The sequence below is a fragment of the Pontibacter silvestris genome (assembly GCF_020907275.1).
GTDB classification, from domain to species: Bacteria; Bacteroidota; Bacteroidia; order Cytophagales; family Hymenobacteraceae; genus Pontibacter; species Pontibacter silvestris.
The window spans coordinates 28,604-54,302 of sequence record NZ_JAJJWI010000001.1; the positions used below are offsets into that span (position 1 = coordinate 28,604).

Here is a 25,699-nt window from a genome sequence, read left to right on the forward strand (position 1 = left end):
ATTAAAGCGAAGAAGAAGGCCTTGGTGTGCAGTAGGATGCTTGATTTTGTTGTTTCGAATCCTGTAAACTAATTTCCGCTTTCTATGTCTCTCCTGATTGTTGTTGCCGGTGTCGTAGCCTTGCTCATCCTGATATTAGGTTTTAAGCTAAACTCCTTTATTTCTCTTGTACTGGTATCGTTGGGGATAGGCATAACCGAAGGTATGGCTGTAAACCAAGTGCTGGTATCAGTACAGAAAGGAATAGGAGATACATTAGGGTCTTTGGTGCTGATATTAGGTTTCGGAGCCATGTTAGGTAATCTTATGTCAGAAAGTGGAGCCGCCCAACGAATTACGTATGGGCTTATGAACCGTTTTGGGAGGAAGAATGTGCAGTGGGCTATGGTACTGACTGGCTTGATTGTCGGCCTGCCTATGTTTTACAATGCTGGTTTTGTAGTGATTATACCCTTGGTGTTTGCTGTGGCGCTTTCTGCTGACCTACCTTTACTATATGTCGGTATTCCTGCAGCAGCGGCACTTTCTGTAACACATGGTTTTTTGCCTCCACACCCGGGGCCGACAGCTATTGCAGTTATATTTGAAGCAGACATTACCCGGGTGTTGTTGTACGGACTTATTATAGCTGTACCTACCATTGTAATAGCAGGGCCTTTTTTCACTCGCTTTCTGAAGCATATCCACACGTCACCACCGCAGAACTTATTTACTGCCAAAAAGTTTACAGAAGAGGAAATGCCGGGCTACGGAATAAGCGTGTTTACAGCTCTGGTACCTATCCTGCTCATGGCTACAGCTGCCATCCTTACTATCCTACTCCCTGCCACATCTGCAGTAAGGCAGTTGTTCGAGTTTGTTGGCGATCCTGTTATGGCTTTACTTATTTCGGTATTGGTAGCTATTGTTACCTTAGGCTTGAACAGAGGTAAACCCATGGCGGAGATAATGAAGACAGTAACAGACTCCATTGCAGGTATCGCCATGATTCTGTTGATAATTGGCGGAGGAGGTGCCTTAAAGCAGGTGCTGGTAGATAGTGGAGTGGGAGACGATGTCACGAACCTGGTAAGTAACACCTCATTGTCGCCCCTGTTTCTGGCTTGGTTGGTAACAGCACTATTGCGGGTTTGTTTAGGGTCAGCTACTGTTGCAGCCATTACCGGTGCAGGTATTGCATTACCCATGCTGGCAGCCACAGGAATTAGTCCGGAACTAATGGTACTGTCTATAGGAGCAGGTAGCCTGATGTTCTCTCATGTAAATGACCCTGGCTTCTGGATGTTCAAAGAATACTTTAACCTCACTATTCCACAAACCATTGCCACCTGGTCTATTATGGAAACTATTGTGTCAGTTATGGGGCTAATAGGTGCTTTATTACTTGAACTGGTTATTTAAGAGGAACTGCTCTAAAACTTAAATGTTAGCTTAGGGAAAAGCAGGGAAGATGGACAGACTGTGCGCTTATTTACCAATGGCAAGAGAGAGCACAGCCACTTGCTATCCTGGCTTTAACAATATAACAGCTACTTAAGCCAGGGCAGGCTTAAAGATTTCTTTTAGCACTTTTTGAGAGTAACACTTCAGCCGTCTGTTTAATCTCTTTGTTCCTATTCTGTTTATAGGTACACCAAGCTCGTTACTGCGTCTTGTAGCTTTAACTTCCACTTGTATCTCTTCATAAAAAGATAGCTCAAGGCCTTTATTGGTGGCGTACTCTCTTACGGTATAATAATAGCTCATAGCTGTATATGAATATTTACCAGTTATTGTGTTCGTTACGATTTCCAAGTTATAAAGTTCTAAAAATATTGATATTATTTTTTACAGAGAAACAAAAGTCCTGAAAATAGCGCTTATAACAATATAAGGTTAGATTATAAAAGTGGTCACAAATTTTTTTACTTACAAGCTTGGTTTATTAAAATTGTTGAGATATATTTATTCTATTCATTTCTAGATCAATAGATCCAAAGTCTGGTAAGCTAAGGCATTTATTAAGTACTGTATTTATTCTTCTTGGTAAGAAACTAACGTAAACGGTATTTCTCCTCAAAATTAAACATAACGTGAATTTAAAATTAAAGAATGGCAAGGGGTTATTATTGATTTAAAACCTAACAAACATAAGTTAGTAATTAGTATACAACTGTAGGTTTAAACGAATAAGCAGCTGTGATATTTATGAGTTAATTAGTAGATAATAAGCTTTCATTTGAAGGAAGTTTAGGGATAGGAGATAAGTTTAAGATATTTTTCACACATTTTTTTACCCTATAAACATGTTAACATATGCAAAAAAGTCTACTTAAAGAGCTGAGGTACTTGCTTGTGCTCCCTCTTTTCTTCTTGTCTGTTGCTGGAGCTGTTGCCCAAGGTGTTACAGTGAAAGGCAAGGTTACAGACGCTAATGGGCAAAGCTTACCTGGTGTTACAGTCGTTTTAAAAGGAACATCAATAGCTGCACCAACAGATTTTGATGGTAATTACATGCTGAATTTACCTAATGGCAATGGTACATTAATCTTTTCCTTTATTGGTTATCAGGGACAGGAAGTGCCAGTTAATAACCGGACAACAATAAATGTTTCGCTGGCCGACGATGCGAAAGCATTAGATGAAGTGGTAGTGGTAGGTTATGCTACACAGGAGAAAAAAGACCTGACAGGTTCAGTGGCCATAGTAGATGTTGCAGAAATGACCAAGCAGCCAGCTGCGCAGGTTTCAAGTATGCTACAAGGCAGAGCTGCCGGTGTTACCGTGTTGGGTTCAGGACAGCCTGGAGCTGCGCAACAAATAAGAATAAGAGGTTTTAATACATTTGGAAACAACTCACCATTGTATGTTGTGGATGGCGTGCCGACACAAAACATAAACGATATCAACCCCAATGATATTGAGTCGATGCAAGTACTGAAAGATGCCGGTTCTGCTTCTATTTATGGTTCCCGTGCTGCTAACGGTGTTGTTATTATCACTACTAGAAGAGGTAAAGACAAAATAACCGTGCAGTATGATGGATATTATGGTACACAAAGGCCTCCGAGTGGCAATGTATGGAACTTGGCGAATCCGCAGGAAATGGCTGATTTGACATGGAGGGCATTAAGAAATACTAATCCTGATGAACCTATTTCACATCCATTATATGGTTCCGGTGAAGCCCCAGTACTTCCTGATTATCTGGTTGCCGGTAGTAACACCGGGCTAATGGAAGGAGACCCAAGAGTAGACCCTTCTCTTTACAATTTGAATCCAAACTATACGGGTGGTAGTTCAGAGCTTAACTCCTTCTATCGTATTGTGCGTGCGAACAAAGAAGGGACCGAATGGTTTCATGAAATTTTTAAACCAGCGCCAATAACCAGCCATAATATAGCAGTGAGTGGTGGTGGCGATATAGGCAAATATTATTTCTCAGCTAACTATTTTGATCAGAAGGGTACACTGGCGAACACTTATTTTAAAAGATTCACGGTACGGTCAAACAGCACCTTTAATCTGAACAAGAAGATCAGAGTTGGAGAAAACCTGGCATATTCCATCATTGATAATCCTACATTGGATCTCAGTGGTGAATCTGTTATCAACCATGCTTACCGGCAGCAGACTATCATCCCGGTACATGACATCATGGGAAACTATGCGGGCTCTTCTGGTAATGGGCTGGGAAATGCTGACAACCCGGTTGCTATTTTAGACCGACGCCGTAACAATGAAGTCATGAATACCCGCCTGTTTGGTAACGTGTTTGTTGAGGCAGACATTATAGAAGATTTTACATTACGTACCAGCTTTGGTGGCGAGTTGTATCATAATACAAATAACTCCTTTACTTTCCCGGAGTATGAAAGTGCTGAAAACTCTACCTTTAACCAGTTTGAGCAAAATGCCAATAATGGCTATAACTGGACCTGGACCAACACATTGTCTTATCACAAGACCCTAAATGATGTGCATGATCTGAAAGTGCTGGTTGGAACAGAAGCATACAATAATTTCTCAAATAACTTAGGTGGCGTTACGCAGGGGTATTTCTCTTTCGATCCTAATTTTACGAACCTTTCGACTGGTTCCGGTACGCAAACAAACTCCAGTAGCAGAAGCTCAGATGCGTTGTACTCGTTAATCGGAAGGATAGACTATAACTTAATGGATAAGTATCTGTTAGGGTTTGTCATCCGCCGTGATGGATCATCCCGCTTTTTGAATAACCAATACGGTACATTTCCGGCAGTTAGTGCTGGCTGGCGTATTTCGCAGGAAGGGTTCATGCAGAACGTTTCATGGGTTAGTGATTTGAAGTTGCGTGGTGGATATGGTGTAATGGGTAACCAGTTGAACGTAGATCCAAGCAATGCTTTTACCACCTATGGCCAGGACAGGAACCTTACGTTTTATGACATTAATGGTACGAACAACAGTACAACGCTAGGTTTCAGGCAGGCACGTATCGGTAACCCGGATGCCAAGTGGGAAACCAATGTAAACAGCAATATAGGTTTCGATGCGACTTTGTTCAATGGTAAACTAGATGTTACGGCAGATTACTACAGCAAAGAAATAAGAGACTTATTATATAACCCTGAACTTCCTGGTACTGCAGGTGCTGCTACTGTGCCATATGTAAACATTGCTAAAATACAGAACAAGGGCTTCGATGCCGCTATAACTGGCCATATAGAAGTTACATCAGATCTGAGGTTTGACCTGACGGGTACAATTACTACCTATAAAAACAAAATTCTGAAAGTATCTAATGGCGCTCAGAATTTCGATTTGGAGTCACGTCGCTTTAATGGTAACTATATAATCCGTAATCAGGTTGGTTCTTCTATGAGTTCCTTCTTTGGTTATCAGATTGAAGGTTTCTGGGATGATGAAGCAGAAATCAACGCCGCTAATGAACAAGCACGTGCTGCAGCTAACGATCCTAATGCCGTTTACCAGACAGACGTTAAGGTGGGGCGCTTTCGCTATGCTGATATAAATGATGATGGGCAAATTACCGCTGATGATAGGACCATACTGGGAAGCCCTAACCCGGATTTTACCTATGGCCTGAACATCGCAGCTACTTATAAGAACTTTGACTTTACCATGTTCCTGTACGGTTCACAAGGAAATGAGATATGGAACCAGGTAAAATGGTGGACAGATTTCTATACTAATTTTGCCGGAGCTAAAAGTAAAACTGCTGTATATGATTCCTGGACACCAGAAAACCATGATGCAACAGCTCCTATTCAGGAAAACGTAGGGTCATTCAGTACAAGTACTGTCCCTAATTCTTATTATGTGGAGAATGGTTCTTACCTGAGAGCTAAAAACGCACAAATAGGTTATTCTTTACCTGCCTCTTTAACCAGCAAGTACGGCATTGGAAGATTAAGAGTATACGTGCAGGCAGCAAACCTTTTCACTATTACTAAATACTCTGGTGTAGATCCGGAAATTACGGGGTATGATGATACAGGTGGAGTTAAAACTACAGGCTTTGGTATAGATGAAGGTAACTACCCTAACATGCGCCAGTACCTGTTCGGTTTAAATGTGTCATTTTAAAAGTGTTCAAAGTTAATTTCTTTCAATATGAAAAGATCTAAATTCATATTAATGGCTGTGGTAATGGCTACTGCCATGCAAGTGTTTACTTCATGCGAAGAAGAGTTTCTAGATAAACCAGCTCTAGGAGCTTTGGACCCAAGTCTAGTAGCCAACAAAGCGGGTGTGGAAGCCCTTCTAATAGGTGCCTACGCCGCGTTAGATGCTCAGGGCGACGGGGAATCAATTGTTGGTGGTGGCCAGTGGGAGGCAGCTCCTACTAATTGGATTTATGGAAGTGTTGCCGGTGCAGATGCGCATAAAGGTAGCCTTGGTTCAGATCAGCCTGCTATCAATTCTATTGCTAATTTTATTACAGACCCAAGTAATGGGTTTTTAAATACCAAGTGGAGGGCCATGTACGAGGGAGTGTCACGCGCCAACTCTGTACTGAGTCTGATGCAGGAAGCAACTGACATTTCAGATGCAGAAAAGTTAAGGATTGCTGGGGAAGCACGTTTCCTGCGTGGGCACTATTACTTTGAGCTGAAGAAAATGTTTAACATGGTGCCCTGGATTGATGAAACAACAACGGACTTTAATCAGCCCAATAATGAAGATATCTGGCCTAAAATTGAAGCAGACTTTCAGTTTGCTATGGATAACCTGCCAAATACGCAGGCACAGGTTGGAAGAGCAAACAAATGGGCTGCAGCTGCTTACCTTGGCAAAGCTTATATGTTTGAGCATAAATACGCAGAGGCAAAAGCTATGTTTGATCAGGTGATTACTTCTGGAGTTACGTCTAATGGGTTGAAGTATGGCCTTGTAGATAAGTTTAAGGATAACTTTGATGCTTCCTCTGAAAATAACAAAGAGTCTGTGTTTGCTATACAGATGGTGGCTAATGACGGTACAAATACTATTTCAAATGCCAACCAGGGCGAGATGCTGAATTACCCATACAATAGTCCCTTCCGCTGCTGTGGCTTTTATCAGCCTACTTTTGATTTGGCTAATTCTTACCGCACCAATACACAGGGACTTCCTTATCTGGATAATTACAACGCAACTCCATTAAAAAATGACCAGGGAATTAAATCTGATCAGCCCTTTACTCCGGATGAACAACCTGTAGACCCCCGACTGGACTGGACTGTAGGGCGACGTGGTATTCCTTTTTTGGATTGGGGCAACCACCCAGGGCAAACATGGATACGTGAGCAAAATACAGCCGGACCTTATTCTGCCAAGAAACATATTTACTGGCAAGCTACAGCAGATACATACTCTGACCAGCATTCATGGGCTCCTGGTTCTGCTATTAACGTTGTACTAATCAGATTTGCAGATGTTCTGTTGATGGCAGCTGAAGCCGAAGCACAGTTAGGTAATCTGGCACAGGCACAGGAGCATGTTAATATGGTGCGTGCCAGAGCTGCTAACCCTATTAACTATGTGCATGAATATGTAGACCCAAGCAAGCCTCTTAGTGGTTTCACTGATGAACCAGCTGCAAATTATAACATAGCGACCTACCCTGCAGGTTACTTTGAAGGTTTGGGTAAAGACGAGGCACTGGAAGCTATTTACTTCGAACGCAAACTGGAACTGGCCCTGGAAGGCCATCGCTTCTTCGATTTGGTGCGCTGGGGAATAGCTGATCAGGTATTAAATGCATATTTCGACTATGAGGGGAATATAGTGCCAGATGTGAGTACAGGAAATTTCACAAAAGGGAAAAATGAATATTATCCTATTCCACAAAGGCAAATTGACCTACAGACAGTAAATGGAGAGTCAGCCTTAACGCAGAATCCTAATTACTAACTCTACACTCTACAAAGCGCAAAGCTTAAACAAGCTTTGCGCTTTGTAGTCTTATCGCTAAAGATGCTTATTAGTGCTTTAGCTTTACTTGTTTTCATTCGTAACAGCACAGCAAGTTGATCTTTTACAAACAACTTACACAGCGCCTACTACAGAGGTATATTGTACGGCTGTGTTTTCTCCCTTTGATGGCTCTTTTATTAAGCAATTGCAATGCCTCTTCTGGCCATGAAGCTTTGCATGATGAAAACATTGGAATTATAGATAAGTCACTGCCTGATACTTCTGAGGCCGTTCATTTATCGGGTAAAGCTCTTGCACAAGTTTACTGTAAAGCCTGTCATGCGTTTCCAGATCCGGGCTTACTGGATAAAGCTACATGGCAGAAAAATGTATTGCCACAAATGGGTTTACGCTTAGGCTTGGGTACTACTAACCTAAATCCTCTTTTAGGAAGAACTACCAAAGAGGTGTACGAGCTTTTAAGTGCAGGGATCTATCCGCAGGAGCCATACATCAGTACAACTGACTGGCAAAAAATTGAAGATTACTATATACAGAATGCTCCTGAGAAGTTAGCTCTGCCTGAAACTCCTGAGGTAATATCTGGCTTGGAAAATTATTCTGTAGTTGTTCCTGCTCTTAACAAAGGGAGGTCATCTGTAACAACGTTGGTGAAATACCTGCCTGATGCAAAAGAGTTGTGGGTTGGAGACATGAGGAACTGGCTTTTCCGGCTTAATCCGCAGTTGCAGGTAGCAGACTCTATGGTAGTGGATACACCCCCTGTGGATATAGTAAAATATAAACAAGCTTATAAAGTTTTAACCATAGGCTCTATTATCCCTTCTGATAAAGGACTTGGACATTTGCATGAGTCTCCTGGAAAAGCTGCGTCCGTATATATGGAGCCTTTATTGGCTGATTTGCGAAGACCAGTAAATGTTGTAGAGGCAGACCTGAATCAGGATGAGTTACAGGATCTGATAATCTGCAACTTTGGCTATAACCTAGGTTCTTTGGTTTGGTATCAGAATAAGAGCAATGGAAAGTACCAGCCAAATATTCTGAAGAATTTACCAGGAGCCATAAAAGCAGAGGTAACAGATTTAAATGGTGATGGCCTGCCTGATATTGTGGCAATGTTTGCCCAGGGTACTGAAACAATAATGGTTTTTTATAATAGGGGAGAGGGATCTTTTACTGAAGAAAACCTGGTTCAGTTTCCACCTGTCTATGGTTTAAGCTATTTTGAACTAGCTGACTTCAACAAAGACGGAGCGCCAGACCTTTTGATAACGAATGGTGATAATGCAGATTACTCTTCCATTGTAAAGCCTTATCATGGAGTCCGGATTTACCTGAATAACGGGAATAATAAATTCCGGGAGAAGTATTTTTACCCAATGCCAGGTGCAACAAAAGCCGTAGCCCGGGACTTTGACAAAGATGGAGAACTAGATATAGCAGCTATTGCGTATTTTCCGGACTATGATAATGCACTTGAGAGTGGGTTTGTCTATCTGCAACAGAATAGTAACTTCACCTTCAGGGCCAGTACTTTTTCTAATTCATGGTTAGGCAGGTGGTTTACGCTAGAGTCCTGTGACTATGATCAGGATGGGGATGAGGATATTATATTAGGAGCTTTTACGAATGCCCTTACCCCTGTACCCCCTGCTTTGCAGGTACAATGGAATAAGAGTAGTCCGAGTGTAGTGGTATTGCAGAATACCAGAACCATTAAAAAACTACTACCTGAACAGGCTTCTGAAATGATAGTTAATTATTAATGTATTGATATTCTTCTTTGAAGAATCAGTTAAAAAATCGACAAAACTTCTAAATATAAAGCTTATGTGTAGCAGACGTTATTTTCTTAAAAGTTCAGCTTCCGTAGCGCTTGGAGCGCTTTTTCTTCCAGTATTATCTGAAGCAGCCAGAAACACTATTAAAGTAAATAATGTAGGAATTCAGCTTTATACTGTTCGAAAAGCGATGCTGAATGATGCGGCAGGTACACTAAAGCAGCTGGCTCAAATAGGATACAAGGAATTGGAGTCTGCCAGAAGTGAGAAGGGACTTTACTATGGCTTACAGCCAAAAGAAATAAAAAATATTGCTGAAGACCTGGGCATGACCTTACGAAGTGGCCATGTGCACATCGATAATGATTGGGAGCGTACTGTAGCTGCTGCCGCTGAAACCGGGCAGGATTATTTAATTTGCTCTACACTTCCTTCACAAGGGCAGACGGTAGCTAACTATCAACACTGTGCTGACACTTTTTCCAAAGCAGCTGAGGACTGCAAAAAGGCTGGTGTCATGTTTGGCTATCACAACCACGATTACGAGTTTGAGAAAGAAACCGGGCAGGTACTATATGATGTGCTGTTGGACAGAACAGACCCTGAGATGGTAAAAATGGAAATGGACTTAGGCTGGGTTATTTTAACAGGTAATGACCCGGTAACTTATTTTGAAAAATACCCTGGCCGCTTTCCTTTATGGCACTTGAAAGATATGGATAAAGATAAACTGCAAAGTACGGAATTTGGTAAAGGGGCGATTAATATTACACGTATGCTGCAAAATGCCGATAAGTCTAAAATGAAGTACTTTTTTGTAGAGCAGGAAGAGTATACAGGAACTGCTATGAATAGCGTAAAATATAACTTTAACTACCTTAAAAAACTACATATGTAGTCTGAATATCTGTTTAGAATAAACTTCAGGAATCCTTACGGTTGCCTGATAATTAAATCTTTATTTTCAGGGTAAGTACAAGTAAAAGGGCTGCCATTAATGGTAGCCCTTTTACTTGTTAATCCATTTAAAGTGTTGCTTATTTATCAGATGCATAGCTTATTTTAGCATTCACACCGTAAGAAACGATCTTGTTGTTTTCAACATTAGCATTCATCTCTTTGATGTATATAGAACGGATGTTGTCTACTGATTTAGCTGCTTCTGCTAATGCGTTTTCAGTAGCATCGTCAAAACTTTTATCTGAACTTGCAATTACCTCTAAAACTTTTACTATTGCCATAACTCTTAATCTTAAGTGAAAAATTAAAACTTTTATTTATCAATAGTTTACGGGTGTAATTCCGAGGGGTTAAGTATTTGTGACAACAATGAGTTACAAGTTGCCCATTCCTTAACGGTTTTTAGTCAATTGCTGAGTTTGCTATATAAAGTTTCGGTATAGGGAATGTGAAATTTGCACTACAGGAGCAAGTTATTCGAGCGTAAGAAGCTGATTGTCTAAAGAATGAACAACTGTCAGAGAAAAGAACTTTATGTTCCTCTTTCCTGCAGATATTCCTGTATTTCCTTAACTGTTTCTCTGGCCGATCTGCCAACACCAATAAGCGTAGCAGATGCAAAGCCCGTCCAGCCGCCATAGCCAACCAGCCACAGGCCAGGCTGCTCGGTTGCTCTGGTGCCATTTGTTACTATCTTGCCTGTGGCTTTAACAAGGTTCAGGCACTGCAAATGGTCTAGTGCGTAGCCAAAGCCGGTACACCATATTACAGCATCTATTTCTTCTTTTGAGCCATCAGGCCAAATAACACCTTGTTCATAAAACCTGTCAAATGGGCGGAGGGTGTGCAATACACCACGTTCACGTGCCTCTAAGACAGATGGCATCATGACGATGCTGCCGAGGTTATACTGCTCCGGGCTTAGCGGTTCACCTTTCTGTAAAGCATAATATTTGGCAGAGGCCAGATCAAACAAAACTCTGCCATCTACATCATCCGGGAGATAGCTCGGCTCCCTTAGGGTTATCCATTTTGCATGAGCTATTTTAGATACCTCTGCCAAAACCTGAGCTCCTGAGTTTCCTCCGCCTATTACTATTACCTTTTTACCCTTTAACTGCTGCGGATTTTTGTACTGTGAGGAATGTAGCTGTAGGCCTTTAAACATTTCCTGGCCAGTATAGGAAGGAATGTAAGGCTTCTGTAAAATGCCTGTGGCGCTAATAACGGTGCGGGCAAAATAGCTTTGATTGTTTGTTTTTACCTCAAATAGGTTATTTTTAAAACAGACATCCATTACATGTACAGGCCTCTCGACAGAAATTTTGTACCGTTCTTCATAAGTCTTAAGATAAGATATTACCTCTTCCCGCGTCGGATATTTATGCTGGCTTTTGGGCATCAGGTAACCCGGTAAGTTGCTAAACTCAGGAGGAGAGAAAAGTGTAAGAGAGTCCCACGCTTTTAACCATGCTCCGCCCGGTTCCGGATTATCATCCAAGATCAGATAAGTGAGGTTGGTTCTTCTGAAGAAGTAGGCGCATGCCAGGGCACTCTGGCCACCTCCGACAATTATAGTATCTAATATATCACTCATTTAAGAAATCCCTGGAACGGGAAACTGTTGCTTGTTTAAGGTGTCTGTTATTGATTATACTCACTTTATTGTAACATTATCTGACTCTAGAGTAGTCTTGTCCTTTGCTTTGGTAATAGTGGTTGGTACTGTCAGTTTTGACGGCATATTACTTTTAGCTTTTGCCTCAGATAAATCTTTTTCAGAAGTGGTGCTTAAAGTTTTCATTTGCAGTTCAGGTGAAGCTTTCGCTGGATGTTCCAACCGACCTAAACCACTTTTAGAAGTTTTACTTCTGTCTCCCTGGGTGCCGCTGTCCTGGTACGTAAACTCAATAATACACCCTCTGCAGTTACTACCCTCGGGGTCTTCTTCAGATGGCCCTGACGTGACGGATGTGCTGTCTAATGCCAGGTAAAGCTTTCCTCCATCAGGTGATATAGCTACATCACGGTACCTAACGGGAGCTTTAAAGTACGTAATGGTATCGCCTGTAATACCGTTGCCTTTACTGTTCAGCTTTAAGCGGATAAGTTTTCCTGTTTTTAAGGTAGGAACTAATAAAGAATTTCTCCAGCCGGGTATGGTGGTAGAAGTATAAACTTCAATGCTACTAGGAGCTTCGGAAACCCATTCCGTTTTTTTAGCATCATCTTTCACTTTAGTGGCCACTATCTTAAGGAAATCGTTGCTAAGCGGGTAAAGCGTTTTAATAGGATTTTGATAGTTCTTAGCTCCTATAGCTCTTACGTTGGCATGTTCATTTTCAATGAAAGGGTAAGTTGTATTCCACGTGCCGGGTAAACTACTGTGGCTGGTGGCTCCTGCAGCAAGGCCATTGTAATTATTGTCATCATAGCCTATAACCAAAGGGTGCCCATAATTTTTCCCTTTTTCAATGATGTTGATTTCATCGTCTGAAAAAGGGCCATGTTCTGACGAGTAAATCTTACTATCACCTCCCACTATGGCATAGGCCAGACCTTGCGCATTGCGGTGTCCATAGCTCCACACTGCATTATTGAAAGGATTATCATTTGGTATCCATTTATCCAAAGGGTTTCTATCGTTATCCGGCTCTAGGTTAAACCGAAGAACCTTTCCCTCATATACCTTCTTATCTTGTGCATGATTTGGTCTGCCGGCATTATCGTATTGCCCTGCGCCCATGTCACCAACGGTATAAAAAAGATAATCTTTGCCTGCTATAGGAGCAATTAATAGCCTGCCGGAATTATGGTCGTTGCTACCAGGAATGGTGTCGCATAAGGTAAGCGGATTTAAGAGTTTCTGTGCCTCTGCATCATATTCATAACGAACTATTCTAGTGGTGTAATAATTACCGCCATAGTTCGGTAAACTACCATTTCCTTTGCTATCTGCCCCGGCAAAGTTATAAACATAGGTCAGGTACACATAAGGCTTTCCGTCTTGTAACTGCGGGTGCAATGCCATACCCATCAAACCTCCCTGAGGCCATGATTTCCCTCCATCTATTTCATCTGGTATTTTATCATACCTGGGGAAGTTCTTTTTGTCGTTTAAGTCAAGAATTACAGTTTTTGAGCCATCTGCAGGACTTATTCTGCTAACTCGGTAGCCTTTGGCTTCTGTTACCCATAAAAACTGATCAGGGCCATATGTAATTTCCCACGGATCGCTTAGTTCTTTGGCAATGACACGCTTTGCAAAAACTTCGCCCAGCGGTCCCTTTGCTGTTTGAGCCTCTACTTCACTATAGAAGAAAGCCAGTAAGCATGCTAATAAAACAACTGTTTGTTTCATGCGATTTAAGATAAGTTTCAACCTCTGTTTTCTACCCACATTCCAATGGAATCAATAGTTGAACTTCTAATTAGAAATTAAGTTACCTTAAAACGTAAGGAAAAAGTTTAAAAGTGAGGAGATGGCTAGCTGTAGTTTAAGTGCCTTCTAACTGGCGATTCAAGAGTAACTGAGGGATTCAAATGCGAGGTTCTGATCAGAGCTTTACATCTGAATCTGCATGGCCCCGATAGAAAATTTATAAAGGAGAAATGCAGTAAATGAAGATAGTTATTTAATGTTCTGTTTTTTAAGAGGGTTTAGTAGATATTCTAAGCCGTTTATCTTGATTTCATAAATAGTAGCCAGTTGCATTCCTAACTTGCCTGGCGGAAATCCCTCTCTGTAAAACCATTCCAGGTAAGAAACAGGTAAGTTGCACAAAGTAGTGCCTTTGTACTTACCAAAGGGCATCTTGAATTTTACAAGATCTTTAAGAATGTCGGAATTAGGTTGTTCGGACTCTGCCATATTTAAAGGTATGTTAGCTGAACTTGCTGCAGTTTAATCAGTAAAGTCGGTTGTGAATATTTAATTTTCCTAAGCCAATTAAGAGGTTCCTGCCTGGCTGAAGGAGAGGTTATGGAATATGCCAGATTATGCTTTGGTCATTTCGATATGGTCAATACCGTCTTCATCGTATACTTCACCAGATTGTATGAAACCAAACGCTTCATAAAACTTCTTGGCATATACTTGGGCTCCTATTTTTATAGGACCGTTGCCGTAAGCGTTGTAGCATTCTTCCAACGCTATTTCCATCAATACCTTTCCGAAGCCAGTTCCTCTAACAGCAGGGCTGGTAACAATACGGCCTATAGATATGGTATCAGGATAAGACAGACCATGAGGCACTAAGCGGGCAGTTGCTACCAATTCGTCACCTTTGTAAAGCAGCAGGTGGAGGCACTTTTGGTCTTTATTGTCGAGATCCAGGAAAACGCAGTTTTGCTCTACCACAAACACCTCGCTTCTTAACCGAAGCATATCATACATTTCATGAGGTGTAAGTTCATCAAAAGCTTTACAGATTTTTGTAAGAGACATGTACAGGTAATTGTTCTTTAGATAATAGATTTAGGTTTGAATAGGCATAATTACTAAAAAGTAATGGATGATGTACCACCACAAGAGCAAAAAGCCCCTGATATATTTCTATCAGAGGCTTTGAAAACATTGGTAATGCTGCTGTTTCTATTGTGACCATTCTGTTGGCTCGCGGTCCCAGCGGTGTTGTTTTAGCTCATCGAGCAGGTCTTTGGGTAAGCTCTTGCCATCGCTGGTGCTGATGTTAGACTGTACATGGTTTGCCTTGCGCATTCCTGGTATAGTCGTGCTGATGCTGGGGTTGCTTAAAATAAAGCGGAGGGCCATTTCAGGCATTGTCATTCCTTCTGGAACCAGCGGCTTTAATTTATCCGCATGTTCTACGCTGGAATTGAGGTTTTCCGGTACAAAGTACGTGCTGCGCCAGTCGTCTTCCGGAAAAGTGGTTTCTTTGGTGAAGTTACCAGTTAAGGTGCCTTCATCGAAAGGAACACGGGCAATAACACCTATGTCCAGTTTCTCACAAAGCGGGAATAACTTATCTTCGGGTGCCTGGTCAAAAATGTTATAAATAACCTGTACACTGCTAATGTGGCCGGTGCGGAGAGTGTTAAGCACATTTTCAGGTTCCCAGCGGTTTACGCTTACGCCCATGTGCTGAATTTTACCGTCTGCTTTCAATTTCTCAACAGTACGCTGCCACTCTTCATTTTCAGCCCAGCTATCTTCCCATACATGGAACTGCTGCAGGTCTATGGTTTCTACATTCAGGTTCTTAAGGCTCTTTTCTGTATACTCTATAATATGATCTGCCGGAAAACAATCTTCTAACTTATACGAGGGCTTAGAAGGCCACTGCATATTTTTAGGAGGTATTTTAGTTGCTATATACAGGCGTTTATCCGGTTGCCGTTTTAGCAAGCGTCCCAGAATCTGCTCACTTTTACCTGCTCCGTACCCCCAGGCGGTGTCAAAGAAATTGCAGCCACCTTCTACGGCTATGTCTAATGAGCGGTCAGACTGCTCCTCGTCAGAACCAGTCCAGCCCGCCATGCCCCACATTCCATAACCGATCTCACTTATTTCCCAGCCTGTACGGCCAAATCTTCTGTATTCCATAGTTGTCGTTTAAATGTGTAGTTGTAAATATAAACAATGGTGTTTGTAGTGCTAGCTTATACCCTTAACGTAATTTAGCCACCACAGATTAAGGTGCGTTGAGATGATGTATTATAGTCTCATTTAAAGTCTGACAACAGACTTTGAGGGGTGTACTAAAACAAGTAGCTCTATAAAATAGTACATATTGTTTATAAGCACCTAGAATCGTATAAATAGTATGGATAATTCGGATATTGAAGAAGTAGAAGAAAGCTCAGAAGGTACACTGGAACAGCCCGCAGTTGTACTTCCACAAGGGTTGCGTGCAGCTAATGTTCTTTTTATGGGTCCTGTTGTGGATGGTTTTTTCCAACCTGTTCCTGATAAATTATTTACTCCACCAAGGTGGGAGCAGGGAAACTACAGGGTAACAGCAGGTAAATGGCCTACTGCCAGTACAGTTCCTGTCTTTACAGATTTAACGCATTACAATGGGTACTACCTTCTGATTATGGCCTCAGGTTGGGAAGATAAAGTCATAAGCCAGGCCAGGATAATTGGAGTGCAGGATTCGTCCTCAGGTGATGTAATTAGTAAGTTTGCGTATGCTACAATGCAGGAAAAGGAAGAAGAGATAGCAGTTTATATATCCGGTATAGGTAACTAAGCTAGCTGTCTTGACGGAATAAAAAAGCAAAAGCCGCTTAACTACACGAAGCGGCTTTTGCTTTCAATAAAAAGTAAGATTTAGAGTTTTGCAACTTCGCCATTATTCAGCCAGCGTTCAAAAAACTCATAGGTTCTTAGCATCTGGTCTATACGTTGGCGGTTGTTGCCACTGCGGGTAATTTCATGCGTAGCACCCGGGTGGCGCACGTACTCTACTGGTCTGTTTAAAATTTTCAGGCTTTTGTAAAGCATTTCACCCTGAATGACTCCGGTACGTAAATCATTTTCGCCGTGAAAGATGATAAGTGGTGTTGTGATATTTTGCACATACGTTAGCGGTGACTCACTTTGGATGATAGGTTTACTTGCTTCTTCCCAAGGGTAACCACCAAAGTAGTTAGGTACTAAGCGCCAGGCATTGCCTTCGCCAAAGAAAGTGCCCAGGTCATACACGCCACGCTGAGAACAGGCGGCTTTAAAGCGTTGGTCGTGGCCCACGATCCAGGATACCATGTAGCCGCCATAAGATCCTCCGGTAACCGCTAAACGAGCCGTGTCGGCCCAACCTTCGGCTACAGCATGATCCAGGGCTGTAAGTATGTCAGTGGCTGGTCCATTGCCCCAGTCTTTCATGTTAGCCCTCATAAACTTCTCGCCATAGCCTCCGGAGCCACGCGGGTTGCTATATACTATTCCGTATCCTCTGGAAGCAAAAAACTGGTACTCGTGCCACATGCTGCCTTCGCCGGGGCCCCACATAGCAGTTGGCCCACCGTGTATTTCCAGTAGCAACGGGTATTTAGTGCCAGCCTGGTAGTTTGTAGGTTTCATTACCCAATATTCAACTGTTTGCCCCTTGCTGTTTGTAAATGTCTTTTTCTCTGGCAGGCTCAGCTTTTTGTCTTTTACCCAATCGTAGTTAAAGGAAGAAAAACGTTTTTCATTTTTAGCTGCCGCATCAGCCAAGTACAATTCATTTGGGTTAGTTACCTCTGTTTTGACAAAAACCATTTTATTTTTACGAACATCAAAGCTGCCTACACCACTGGTAAAGCTTGTCAGCTGCTCTACTTTCTTGCTTTTAGGACTAACTCTGTTTAGTATAACGCCACCGTTGGAAGGAGAAGTAAAGTATAAATACTTGTCATCTTCAGACCAGGTGAGGTTACTTTTATTACGGTCAACAGGTATGATAACCATGTCGGCTTCACTGCCATCCAAAGGCATAATGGCAAGCTGAGGGATTCGTACATCATTAGTAGGGCGGTACTGGAAAGCAAGCCATTTGCCTGAATACGATAAGCGGGCACTGTTATAAGCCATGCCGTTTTTGCCTAAGAGCTGCTTTAAACCGCTTCCGTCGGTGTTTATGCTGTATATTTCTGATTCCTGAGAGCGGTTAGGATGTTCCGAATCATCTTTATCTCCTTCGAAAATAATGCGTTTACCATCTTTTGTGAAAGAGGGATGGTAACTTGTAGAGAAGCCGGGAGTAAGGTCTTTGGGGGTGGCCTCAGGTTGGGCATCCATTATAAAGATGTGCGATAAGTCTATGCTGCCTGTTACGCTAGCTTCTTCCTGAAAATCAAGTTGATTGATAACTTTAGCTTTATTTTCCTTTTCATTTTTGTCCAGGTAGCTACGGATTTCGGCTAAAGTACCATCTGCATTTGGTTTGGCTGAGTTAACATTCAGGTGCTCATTCTGAAAGAAGCCTGGTTTCTCATAAGACCATTTGGGGATTTCTTTATTTGGGTTAAGCAGGGTATCAGCTAAGAACTCTTTTAAGCCGAAGCCTGATGTAAAAAGTAACTGTTTGCCATCGGGGCTCCACACGGGGCTGTTCGCACCATATTTAAACTTCGTAAGTTGCACTGGCTCGCCACCTTGCATAGAGAGCAGGTAAATCTGTGGCTTTCCATCTGTTGCCCTTACAAAAGCCAGTTGCTTTCCATCAGGGCTCCATGCAGGTTGTGAAGCGCTGTTGATGCCATAGGTTAACTGCCGGGGAGCTTCTTGTAAAGAGCTGCCTGTAGAAGCAATGTATAACTGGGTGCTGTACTTATACTCTGATTCTTTGGCCAGCTCAGGCTCAATACTGGTAACAGAAAAAGCAGCTGTACTACCATCGGGCGTAAGTGTTACATTCCCAATTTGCTTAATCTTCAGTAAATCTGTTACTTTAATAAGCTCCTCACCATTTTGTGCATTTGAAGCAAATGCTGCTACACAAAAATAAAGAAGGAGCAGGAAAGAGCTTTTTTTCATTTTAGTTAAGATTAACAATATAAACAATGCCGTTATAGCCTTAGATAAAAGTTTATACTAAGCTAATGGTTCTAAATATAGCAACAAAAGCTTTATAATAAGAGATAGTTCTGTATGAATAGGATAAAATGTTTAATAATATGTTAATAAAGTGGTCTGGGTAGTCATTTTTCTTTAACCTTATTCAACTAAACTATCGCTCTCTGTTTGAAAGCTTGTTTAATGATCTTGATAAAATTTTGTAATTATATAGCATAAAGGTATTGTCAACTGAATAACTACTATAGCATGAAGCGTATCTTCCTTAGTGTTTTTACCCTTATCACGTTTACGGTATCAGCGCAGGTGTCGACAGTTCAGTCTGTGTCGGAGCCGGAGGAGCTGGTGAACCCGCTGATGGGCACCGACTCCAAGCCGAGCCTGTCGAACGGGAACACCTACCCGGCCATTGCCGTGCCCTGGGGTATGAACTTCTGGACCCCTCAGACGGGCAAGATGGGCGACGGCTGGGCCTACACCTACGCATCAGACAAGATCAGGGGCTTTAAGCAGAGCCACCAGCCCTCGCCCTGGATGAACGACTACGGCCAGTTCGCCATCATGCCGGTGACCGGCAGCCTGAGGTTCAGAGAGGAGGAGAGGGCCAGCTGGTTCTCCCACAAGGCAGAGGTTGCCAAGCCCTACTACTACAGCGTCTACCTGGCAGATGCCGATGTGACCGCAGAGATCACGCCCACAGAGCGGGCGGCGCAGTTCCGCTTCACCTTCCCCGCCTCCGACAGCTCCTTTGTGGTGGTGGACGCCCTGGACAAAGGCTCTTATGTGAAGGTGATCCCGGAGGAGAACAAGATCATCGGCTACACCACCAAGTATGCCCGCGGTCCTCTGCCGGACTTCAAGAACTACTTTGTCATTTACAGTGACAAGTCCTTCACCCTTTCCCGCACCTGGCGAGGCGACAGGCTGGTGAAGGACTCCCTGGAGCTGAAGGCTGACCATGCCGGGGCCGTGATCGGCTTCAGCACCACGAAAGGAGAGCAGGTGAACCTGAAGGTGGCCTCCTCCTTCATCAGCTTTGAGCAGGCAGAGCTGAACCTAGAAAGGGAGCTTGCCGGGGACGGCTTTGACCAGACCAGGCAGAAAGCCAAAGCCACCTGGAACAGCACCCTCAGCCGCATCAGTGTGGAGGGGGGCACCGAGGAGCAGTTGCGCACCTTCTACTCCTGCCTCTACCGTACCCTGTTCTTCCCGCACAAGATGTACGAGCTGGACGCCGCCGGTAATATCTTGCACTACAGCCCCTACAACGGCAGGACGCTGCCCGGCTACATGTTTGCCGGCACCGGTTTCTGGGACACCTTCCGAGCGCTATACCCTTTCCTGAACCTAGCTTACCCGTCCATCAACAAGGAGATGCAGCAGGGGCTGATCAACGACTACAAAGAGGGCGGCTGGCTGCCCGAGTGGTCCAGTCCCGGTTATGCCAACATCATGGTGGGCAACAACTCGGCCTCGGTGGTGGCCGATGCCTACATCAAGGGCCTGCGGGGCTACGACATCAATACTCTCTACGAGGCCCTAGTGCACGGGGCCAACAACGAGGGACCCATGACAGCGGTGGGCCGTGCCGGTGTTGATTACTACAACGAGCTGGGCTACGTGCCTTACGACGTGGGCATCAACGAGAACGCTGCCCGCACGCTGGAGTATGCCTACGATGACTTTGCCATCTACCAACTAGCGAAGGCCCTGAAGCGTCCGCAGGAGGAGATAAACCTGTACGCCTGGCGCAGCCAGAACTACCGCCACCTCTACGATGCGTCCACAGGGCTGATGCGGGGCAAGAACAAGGACGGCAGCTTCCAGTCGCCTTTCAACCCGTTCAAGTGGGGGGATGCTTTTACCGAGGGCAACAGCTGGCACTACAGCTGGTCGGTTTTCCATGATGTGCAGGGGCTGATAGAGCTGATGGGGGGGAAGCGGAACTTTGTGGCCAAGCTGGACTCGGTATTCTCGCTTCCGCCGGTCTTCGACGACAGCTACTACGGGGGTGTGATCCATGAGATACGGGAGATGCAGATCGCCAACATGGGACAGTACGCGCACGGCAACCAGCCCATCCAGCACATGATCTACCTCTACAACTACGCCGGGGAGCCGTGGAAGACGCAATACTGGGCGCGGGAGACAATGAGGCGCATGTACCGGCCCACGCCGGACGGCTACTGCGGGGATGAGGACAACGGGCAAACCTCAGCCTGGTATGTGTTCTCCTCGATGGGCTTCTACCCTGTTACGCCGGCCACGGACCAGTATGTGCTGGGGGCGCCGCTGTTCAGGAAGGTGACCCTGCGGCTGGAGAACGGTAAGGAACTGGTGATAGAGGCGCCGAAGAACAGCGTGGAGAACCTGTACGTGCAGGGGCTGCGGTTCAACGGCAAAAAGTACGAAAAGAACTGGCTCTCGCACCGGGAGCTGCAGCAGGGGGGCAGGCTGGTGTTCGATATGGGGCCAGAGCCCAACACCAGGCGCGGCACCGCTGATGAGAATTTCCCTTTCTCGTTCTCTAATCAAAATCTGAGTTTAAATAATACGAATAAGTAAGGATGGTCTGCTACATGTTAAGAATCATCTCACCTAAGTTATTTTTCTAATGAATATAAAGTTTTTTAGTGCGCTGCTTTTTCTCGGTTCTAGTGTGGTTTTTTCCTTACAGGCGCAAAACCTGGTGCAGTATGTAAACCCGATGATTGGAACTGCCAAAATGGGGCACACTTACCCTGGAGCCACCGTGCCTTTCGGCATGGTGCAACTTAGCCCTGACACAGACACTATTCCCTATGCTGTAAATGGCAAGTATAACAAAGACGTCTACAAATACTGCGCAGGCTACCAATACGACGACAAAACTATTGTAGGCTTCAGCCATACCCATTTTAGCGGCACCGGCCACTCTGACTTAGGAGATTTCCTGATGATGCCTACCACAGGCAAACTGCAACTGAACCCCGGCACCGAAGACAGGCCGGAAAGTGGCTATAGATCAGCCTTCTCACATACCACGGAAGTGGCAGAGCCTGCCTATTATAAGGTGAAGCTGAATGATCATAATATTACGGCAGAGCTGACGGCCACCAACCGAGTGGGTATGCACCAGTACACTTTCCCGAAATCCGACAATGCGCACATCATCCTGGACCTGATGGCGGGCATTTACAACTATGACGACAAAAACGTGTGGACCTTTGTGCGGGTAGAGAACGATACCCTCATCACGGGTTATAGGCAAACCAACGGCTGGGCCAGAACCCGCACCGTCTATTTCGCCATGTCCTTCAATAAGCCCTTCGTCCAGTACGGCAGCAAGAAATACGATGAGGCGCAGGTTTACAAAGGCTTCTGGGGGAGGTTTGATCAGGAACATAATTTCCCGGAGCTGGCGGGGCAGAAGCTCAGGATGTACTTCGATTTCAAAACAGAGGAAGGGGAGAAGATAAAGGTGAAGTTCGCCCTCTCGCCAGTGAGTACAGAGGGAGCCCTGGCTAACATGCAAGCTGAAGTTCCGCATTGGGATTTTGACAGGGTGAAACGCGATAGTCAGGCACTCTGGAATAAGGAACTGAACAAAGTGGTGGTAGATGCTGGCTCTAAAGACGATATGGTGAACTTCTATACCGCCATGTACCACGCTTTCCTGGGCCCGACCACTTACATGGACGTAGACGGCTCTTACCGGGGCCTGGACATGAACGTGCATAAGGCAGATGGTTTTACCAACTATACCAGCTTCTCTCTCTGGGACACCTACCGCGCCCTGCACCCGCTGTTTAACATCGTGCAGCCGAAGCGCAACGGCGATATGATCAAGTCGATGCTGGCGCACTACGATCAAAGCGTGCACAAGATGCTGCCCGTCTGGTCGCACTACGCGAACGAGAACTGGTGTATGATCGGCTACCATGCCGTGCCTGTGATAGCCGATGCCGTTATAAAAGGGAACGCTGACTTTGATGTGCATGCGGCGCTGGATGCCTGCATGACAACCGCCCGCAACAACTACTACGACGGGCTGAGCTATTATCAGGAAATGGGCTATGTACCGGAGGACAAGAACGGCTCCTCTGTCTCCAAAACATTAGAGTACGCCTATGACGACTGGTGCATTGCCCAAATGGCCAAAAAACTGGGCAGAAAGGATATCTACGATGAGTTCATCAAGCGCAGCGAGAGCTATAAGAATGTGTTTGACGCCAAGTCTGGTTATATGCGTCCGAAGCTAAGCGATGGCACCTTTAAAAAAGAATTCGACCCGTTGGATACACACGGGCAGGGCTTTATAGAAGGGAACTCCTGGAACTATAGCCTGTACGTGCCGCAGGACCCGGCGCAACTGATAAAGATGATGGGCGGTAAAACGCGCTTTGCCATGCACCTCGACTCACTGTTTACCATGGATTTGCCGGACAAGTATTTTGAGAACACCGAAGACATTTCTCGTGACGGCATCATCGGCAATTATGTGCACGGCAACGAACCTTCGCATCACGTGGCCTACCTCTACAACTGGACCGATCAACCATGGAAAACACAGGATAAAATTCGAATGGTGTTAAAAGCCATGTATAAACCAACGGTAGACGGGCTGGGCGGCAACGACGATTTTGGGCAGATGAGTGCCTGGTACATCTTCAGCTCCCTTGGCTTCTATCCTGTAGCGCCAGCCTCAGACCAGTATGCCATCGGTAGCCCAGCAGTAAAAGCAGCTACCCTAAACTTGGAGAACGGTAAGACTTTTGCCGTTGATGTTAAAAATCAAAAAGACAAGAATGTGTATGTGCAGAAGGTTGAACTAAACGGAAAGCTTTTGAACCGCTCTTACATCACTCATAATGAGATTATGAACGGCGGAAAGATCACCTTTTATATGGGATCAAAGCCGAATAAAAGAGCTGGTGGTAGGATTTAGCAGTACTGTGTGAGAGTGCCCAGAGTGTGAGCGTTAAGCTACAAAGAATAAAAAAGCGCCCCGGTTGAACATAACTGGGGCGCTTTTTTATAAAGGTCTGCTGCTATTATTGGTTTAGCAGTTGCTGAACTCTTGTTTTAACTTCAGGATCCTGGTTGAAGGCTGTTAATATTTCTTCATACTTCTCCATTGTCAGGCCCTCTTCCTGAACTGCCTGCTCAACTTCCTCTTTTGCCGCTGGCTGCATTTCTACAACTTGCTGTGCGGCTTTATTGAAAGACGCCATTTCTTCTGGGGTTGCACCCAGCTCGTCTGTTTTTTGTTGTTGATGGGCTTTGGCTATCTCGTTAAATCTATCTACCGTAAGATTTTCTCCCTCAATTGCAGATATCATCTCCTGCTGGTTCTCTTTCTGTATGGTAGTTGCTTTTTTGTTTGCTTCTATAAATTGTTCCAGCTCAGTATCAGTAAATTTTTGATCTCCCTGTTGCTGCTGCGTTTCATCCTGTTGTGGGGTTGCCGTTTCCTGTGAAAATGCAGTATGTCCAAAACACATTGCAGCTATTACTAGTGTGGATGTAAATATCCCTTTTACTTTCTTCGTAAGTTCCATAAGGTAGTATGAATTAGGTTTAAGGTTTCGATATTAGATTAAATTACGGTGTAAACATGCAGCATGTTATACCTGTACTAGAAGTGATTGGGTTAATGACTGATAGCTTTTACCCGAAAGAGATGCTTTATTGCATCTCTTTAAAATTACTAAAATTTATGCTTGATGTCAAATACAAGAGCAACAGGAGCTGTATTTATCCTTTGTGAACTGTTAAAAGTTGAAAAGTATGAAAGGTATTATTTATAGCTTTGCTATACATCAATTGAAAAGGAATCGCTAGATCTTAATGCAAGTTTATGAATATAAAAGAAAACAGTCATATACTGATTCGTTACTTCGGGCCTATGAATAAATAGCACCCTAACCAGCCAGGCCAGTTAGGGTGCTGTTTATTTCATTGATTTAAGTTATTCAGCTAGCTTATTTATCACTAGGTTTGGCCTGTTGGTGCATGCCTTCTGCGACTACATTATCAGGTAAGATATTGCCGGCAGCAGCCATTACTTTGTTTTTTAAGCCTGATACGACCTTATCCTTGCCTGCCATCAAACCTTCATAACCATCTTTAGCCACTGTAGCCGGATCTGATTTACTGCCTTCTTTTACCATTTTAGCATCTTCCATGTCTGCTTTATGGAAGAAATCTGTATCTGTAGGGCCAGGTAACAGGGCTGTGACAGTAACATTGGTATTTTTGGTCTCATTGCGTATTGCTTCTGAAAAAGAGGTGACAAAAGCTTTTGTTGCATGATAAACTGCTTGCAGTGGCCCAGGGATTTCACTCCCTACTGAAGAAACGTTTAATACTTTACCCTCATTGCGAGCCACCATCTCTCTTAAAAAGTACTTTGTTAAGATCAGGTAAGCTCCAATGTTCAGGTCTACAATTTCCAGTTCTCTGTTTATGTCAGTGTCTACAAACTCTCCATACTGGCCTTGCCCGGCATTATTTACTAATGCGTCTACCTGTATTCCTTTGGCTTTGATTTCATTACATACTTCAAAGGGGCTCTCCCGTAATGAAAGATCTTTGGCAATAGTTACCACCTCTGTGCCAAATTGTTGTTTAAATTCTGAAGCTGTTTTGTCAAGTTCTTCCTGGCTGCGGGCTACAATTAACAGGTTATATTGATTTTGAGCAAATTGCTTAGCCAGTTCATAGCCAATGCCATTTGTAGCTCCTGTAACAAGAGCATATTTTTGATTGTTTGCCATAGCTTGTTGTTCTTGAGGTTTTAACGTTATAACTTTTACAACGGCTTTACCTATGCATTGTTTAAATAATTTGAGAAGCCGGACAGTAATATTAACTTTTAATTTTGCTTAGCCTTTTACTGTTCTAAATAGCTGTTTTTGAACCTAAAAGAATAATGTTCTAGTAAAGCTGTATTCCGTTTGGGCTACAGGCGAATAGTTCAAACTAAGTTATTTCTTTTGATCCAAGCTGGCTTTTCTGGTGTTCGGAAGTGTTGCAGAAAATATGATTT

The 25,699-nt window shown here is 43.8% G+C and carries 18 protein-coding genes; 8 read left to right on the forward strand and 10 right to left on the reverse strand.

The annotated features are described in order from the left end of the window. Window positions 1–84 precede the first annotated feature (84 nt). The gene (locus tag LN995_RS00130) at window positions 85–1,401 is read left to right on the forward strand and encodes a gluconate:H+ symporter (RefSeq protein ID WP_229957296.1); all 1,317 of its coding nucleotides are present in this window, start codon (window positions 85–87) and stop codon (window positions 1,399–1,401) included. 132 nt (window positions 1,402–1,533) lie between these two features. Here the strand turns inward: LN995_RS00130 and LN995_RS00135 are convergent, their stop codons facing one another. Next, window positions 1,534–1,746, reverse strand: coding sequence for a hypothetical protein (locus LN995_RS00135; protein WP_229957297.1), 213 nt, complete (start codon window positions 1,744–1,746; stop codon window positions 1,534–1,536). Between the two features lie 549 nt (window positions 1,747–2,295). On the opposite strand from LN995_RS00135, the gene LN995_RS00140 reads away from it, so the two are divergent. The 4 genes from LN995_RS00140 to LN995_RS00155 all read left to right on the forward strand — a co-directional run bounded on the left by LN995_RS00140 (window position 2,296) and on the right by LN995_RS00155 (window position 10,083). Next, on the forward strand, window positions 2,296–5,568 hold the full coding sequence (locus LN995_RS00140) for a SusC/RagA family TonB-linked outer membrane protein (RefSeq protein ID WP_229957298.1): 3,273 nt from the start codon (window positions 2,296–2,298) through the stop codon (window positions 5,566–5,568). Between the two features lie 27 nt (window positions 5,569–5,595). Then, window positions 5,596–7,377 carry a RagB/SusD family nutrient uptake outer membrane protein gene (locus LN995_RS00145; protein WP_229957299.1) on the forward strand — a complete coding sequence of 594 codons (1,782 nt, stop codon included), beginning with the start codon at window positions 5,596–5,598 and terminating at the stop codon, window positions 7,375–7,377. Between the two features lie 236 nt (window positions 7,378–7,613). Beyond that, window positions 7,614–9,170: an FG-GAP repeat domain-containing protein gene (locus LN995_RS00150; protein WP_229957300.1), complete on the forward strand. Its 1,557-nt coding sequence runs from the start codon at window positions 7,614–7,616 to the stop codon at window positions 9,168–9,170. Window positions 9,171–9,234: 64 nt separating this feature from the next. Continuing rightward, window positions 9,235–10,083 carry a sugar phosphate isomerase/epimerase family protein gene (locus LN995_RS00155; RefSeq protein WP_229957301.1) on the forward strand — a complete coding sequence of 283 codons (849 nt, stop codon included), beginning with the start codon at window positions 9,235–9,237 and terminating at the stop codon, window positions 10,081–10,083. Between the two features lie 139 nt (window positions 10,084–10,222). Here the strand turns inward: LN995_RS00155 and LN995_RS00160 are convergent, their stop codons facing one another. From LN995_RS00160 to LN995_RS00185, 6 genes are all read right to left on the reverse strand, one after another. Then, window positions 10,223–10,426 (reverse strand): dodecin family protein, encoded by a 204-nt coding sequence (locus LN995_RS00160; RefSeq protein ID WP_229957302.1) that lies wholly within the window; start codon window positions 10,424–10,426, stop codon window positions 10,223–10,225. A 251-nt stretch (window positions 10,427–10,677) separates the two neighbouring features. Continuing rightward, window positions 10,678–11,742, reverse strand: coding sequence for an ArsO family NAD(P)H-dependent flavin-containing monooxygenase (locus LN995_RS00165; protein WP_229957303.1), 1,065 nt, complete (start codon window positions 11,740–11,742; stop codon window positions 10,678–10,680). Window positions 11,743–11,802: 60 nt separating this feature from the next. After that, window positions 11,803–13,506: a PQQ-dependent sugar dehydrogenase gene (locus LN995_RS00170; protein ID WP_229957304.1), complete on the reverse strand. Its 1,704-nt coding sequence runs from the start codon at window positions 13,504–13,506 to the stop codon at window positions 11,803–11,805. Between the two features lie 270 nt (window positions 13,507–13,776). Continuing rightward, window positions 13,777–14,016 (reverse strand): DUF3820 family protein, encoded by a 240-nt coding sequence (locus LN995_RS00175; RefSeq protein WP_229957305.1) that lies wholly within the window; start codon window positions 14,014–14,016, stop codon window positions 13,777–13,779. A 126-nt stretch (window positions 14,017–14,142) separates the two neighbouring features. Continuing rightward, window positions 14,143–14,592, reverse strand: coding sequence for a GNAT family N-acetyltransferase (locus tag LN995_RS00180; protein WP_229957306.1), 450 nt, complete (start codon window positions 14,590–14,592; stop codon window positions 14,143–14,145). A 147-nt stretch (window positions 14,593–14,739) separates the two neighbouring features. Then, window positions 14,740–15,711, reverse strand: a complete 972-nt coding sequence (locus LN995_RS00185) for an aldo/keto reductase (protein WP_229957307.1) — start codon at window positions 15,709–15,711, stop codon at window positions 14,740–14,742. 220 nt (window positions 15,712–15,931) lie between these two features. On the opposite strand from LN995_RS00185, the gene LN995_RS00190 reads away from it, so the two are divergent. Continuing rightward, complete coding sequence (locus LN995_RS00190) at window positions 15,932–16,360, forward strand: hypothetical protein (RefSeq protein WP_229957308.1); 429 nt, start codon at window positions 15,932–15,934, stop codon at window positions 16,358–16,360. An 80-nt stretch (window positions 16,361–16,440) separates the two neighbouring features. Here LN995_RS00190 and LN995_RS00195 read toward each other — a convergent pair whose 3' ends face one another. Next, a complete protein-coding gene (locus LN995_RS00195) occupies window positions 16,441–18,630 on the reverse strand; it encodes a S9 family peptidase (protein ID WP_229957309.1) in 2,190 nt (729 codons plus the stop codon). Between the two features lie 288 nt (window positions 18,631–18,918). Between LN995_RS00195 and LN995_RS00200 the strand changes: the two genes are divergently transcribed. Next, complete coding sequence (locus tag LN995_RS00200) at window positions 18,919–21,234, forward strand: GH92 family glycosyl hydrolase (RefSeq protein WP_229957310.1); 2,316 nt, start codon at window positions 18,919–18,921, stop codon at window positions 21,232–21,234. Between the two features lie 49 nt (window positions 21,235–21,283). Then, window positions 21,284–23,596, forward strand: coding sequence for a GH92 family glycosyl hydrolase (locus tag LN995_RS00205; RefSeq protein WP_262910372.1), 2,313 nt, complete (start codon window positions 21,284–21,286; stop codon window positions 23,594–23,596). Between the two features lie 106 nt (window positions 23,597–23,702). On the opposite strand, the gene LN995_RS00210 is transcribed toward LN995_RS00205, so the two are convergent. Both LN995_RS00210 and LN995_RS00215 read right to left on the reverse strand, forming a co-directional pair. Further along, window positions 23,703–24,209 (reverse strand): DUF4168 domain-containing protein, encoded by a 507-nt coding sequence (locus tag LN995_RS00210; RefSeq protein WP_229957311.1) that lies wholly within the window; start codon window positions 24,207–24,209, stop codon window positions 23,703–23,705. 423 nt (window positions 24,210–24,632) lie between these two features. Then, window positions 24,633–25,427 carry an SDR family NAD(P)-dependent oxidoreductase gene (locus LN995_RS00215; protein ID WP_229957312.1) on the reverse strand — a complete coding sequence of 265 codons (795 nt, stop codon included), beginning with the start codon at window positions 25,425–25,427 and terminating at the stop codon, window positions 24,633–24,635. Between the last annotated feature and the right edge of the window lie 272 nt (window positions 25,428–25,699).

Bases quoted from the DNA above. Each gene is read 5' to 3' on its own strand.
- LN995_RS00130 (WP_229957296.1), top strand. From the start codon at position 85: ATGTCTCTCCTGATTGTTGTTGCCGGTGTCGTAGCCTTGCTCATCCTG.
- LN995_RS00135 (WP_229957297.1), bottom strand. From the start codon at position 1,746: ATGAGCTATTATTATACCGTAAGAGAGTACGCCACCAATAAAGGCCTT.
- LN995_RS00140 (WP_229957298.1), top strand. From the start codon at position 2,296: ATGCAAAAAAGTCTACTTAAAGAGCTGAGGTACTTGCTTGTGCTCCCT.
- LN995_RS00145 (WP_229957299.1), top strand. From the start codon at position 5,596: ATGAAAAGATCTAAATTCATATTAATGGCTGTGGTAATGGCTACTGCC.
- LN995_RS00155 (WP_229957301.1), top strand. From the start codon at position 9,235: ATGTGTAGCAGACGTTATTTTCTTAAAAGTTCAGCTTCCGTAGCGCTT.
- LN995_RS00160 (WP_229957302.1), bottom strand. From the start codon at position 10,426: ATGGCAATAGTAAAAGTTTTAGAGGTAATTGCAAGTTCAGATAAAAGT.
- LN995_RS00165 (WP_229957303.1), bottom strand. From the start codon at position 11,742: ATGAGTGATATATTAGATACTATAATTGTCGGAGGTGGCCAGAGTGCC.
- LN995_RS00170 (WP_229957304.1), bottom strand. From the start codon at position 13,506: ATGAAACAAACAGTTGTTTTATTAGCATGCTTACTGGCTTTCTTCTAT.
- LN995_RS00175 (WP_229957305.1), bottom strand. From the start codon at position 14,016: ATGGCAGAGTCCGAACAACCTAATTCCGACATTCTTAAAGATCTTGTA.
- LN995_RS00180 (WP_229957306.1), bottom strand. From the start codon at position 14,592: ATGTCTCTTACAAAAATCTGTAAAGCTTTTGATGAACTTACACCTCAT.
- LN995_RS00185 (WP_229957307.1), bottom strand. From the start codon at position 15,711: ATGGAATACAGAAGATTTGGCCGTACAGGCTGGGAAATAAGTGAGATC.
- LN995_RS00190 (WP_229957308.1), top strand. From the start codon at position 15,932: ATGGATAATTCGGATATTGAAGAAGTAGAAGAAAGCTCAGAAGGTACA.
- LN995_RS00195 (WP_229957309.1), bottom strand. From the start codon at position 18,630: ATGAAAAAAAGCTCTTTCCTGCTCCTTCTTTATTTTTGTGTAGCAGCA.
- LN995_RS00200 (WP_229957310.1), top strand. From the start codon at position 18,919: ATGAAGCGTATCTTCCTTAGTGTTTTTACCCTTATCACGTTTACGGTA.
- LN995_RS00205 (WP_262910372.1), top strand. From the start codon at position 21,284: ATGAATATAAAGTTTTTTAGTGCGCTGCTTTTTCTCGGTTCTAGTGTG.
- LN995_RS00210 (WP_229957311.1), bottom strand. From the start codon at position 24,209: ATGGAACTTACGAAGAAAGTAAAAGGGATATTTACATCCACACTAGTA.
- LN995_RS00215 (WP_229957312.1), bottom strand. From the start codon at position 25,427: ATGGCAAACAATCAAAAATATGCTCTTGTTACAGGAGCTACAAATGGC.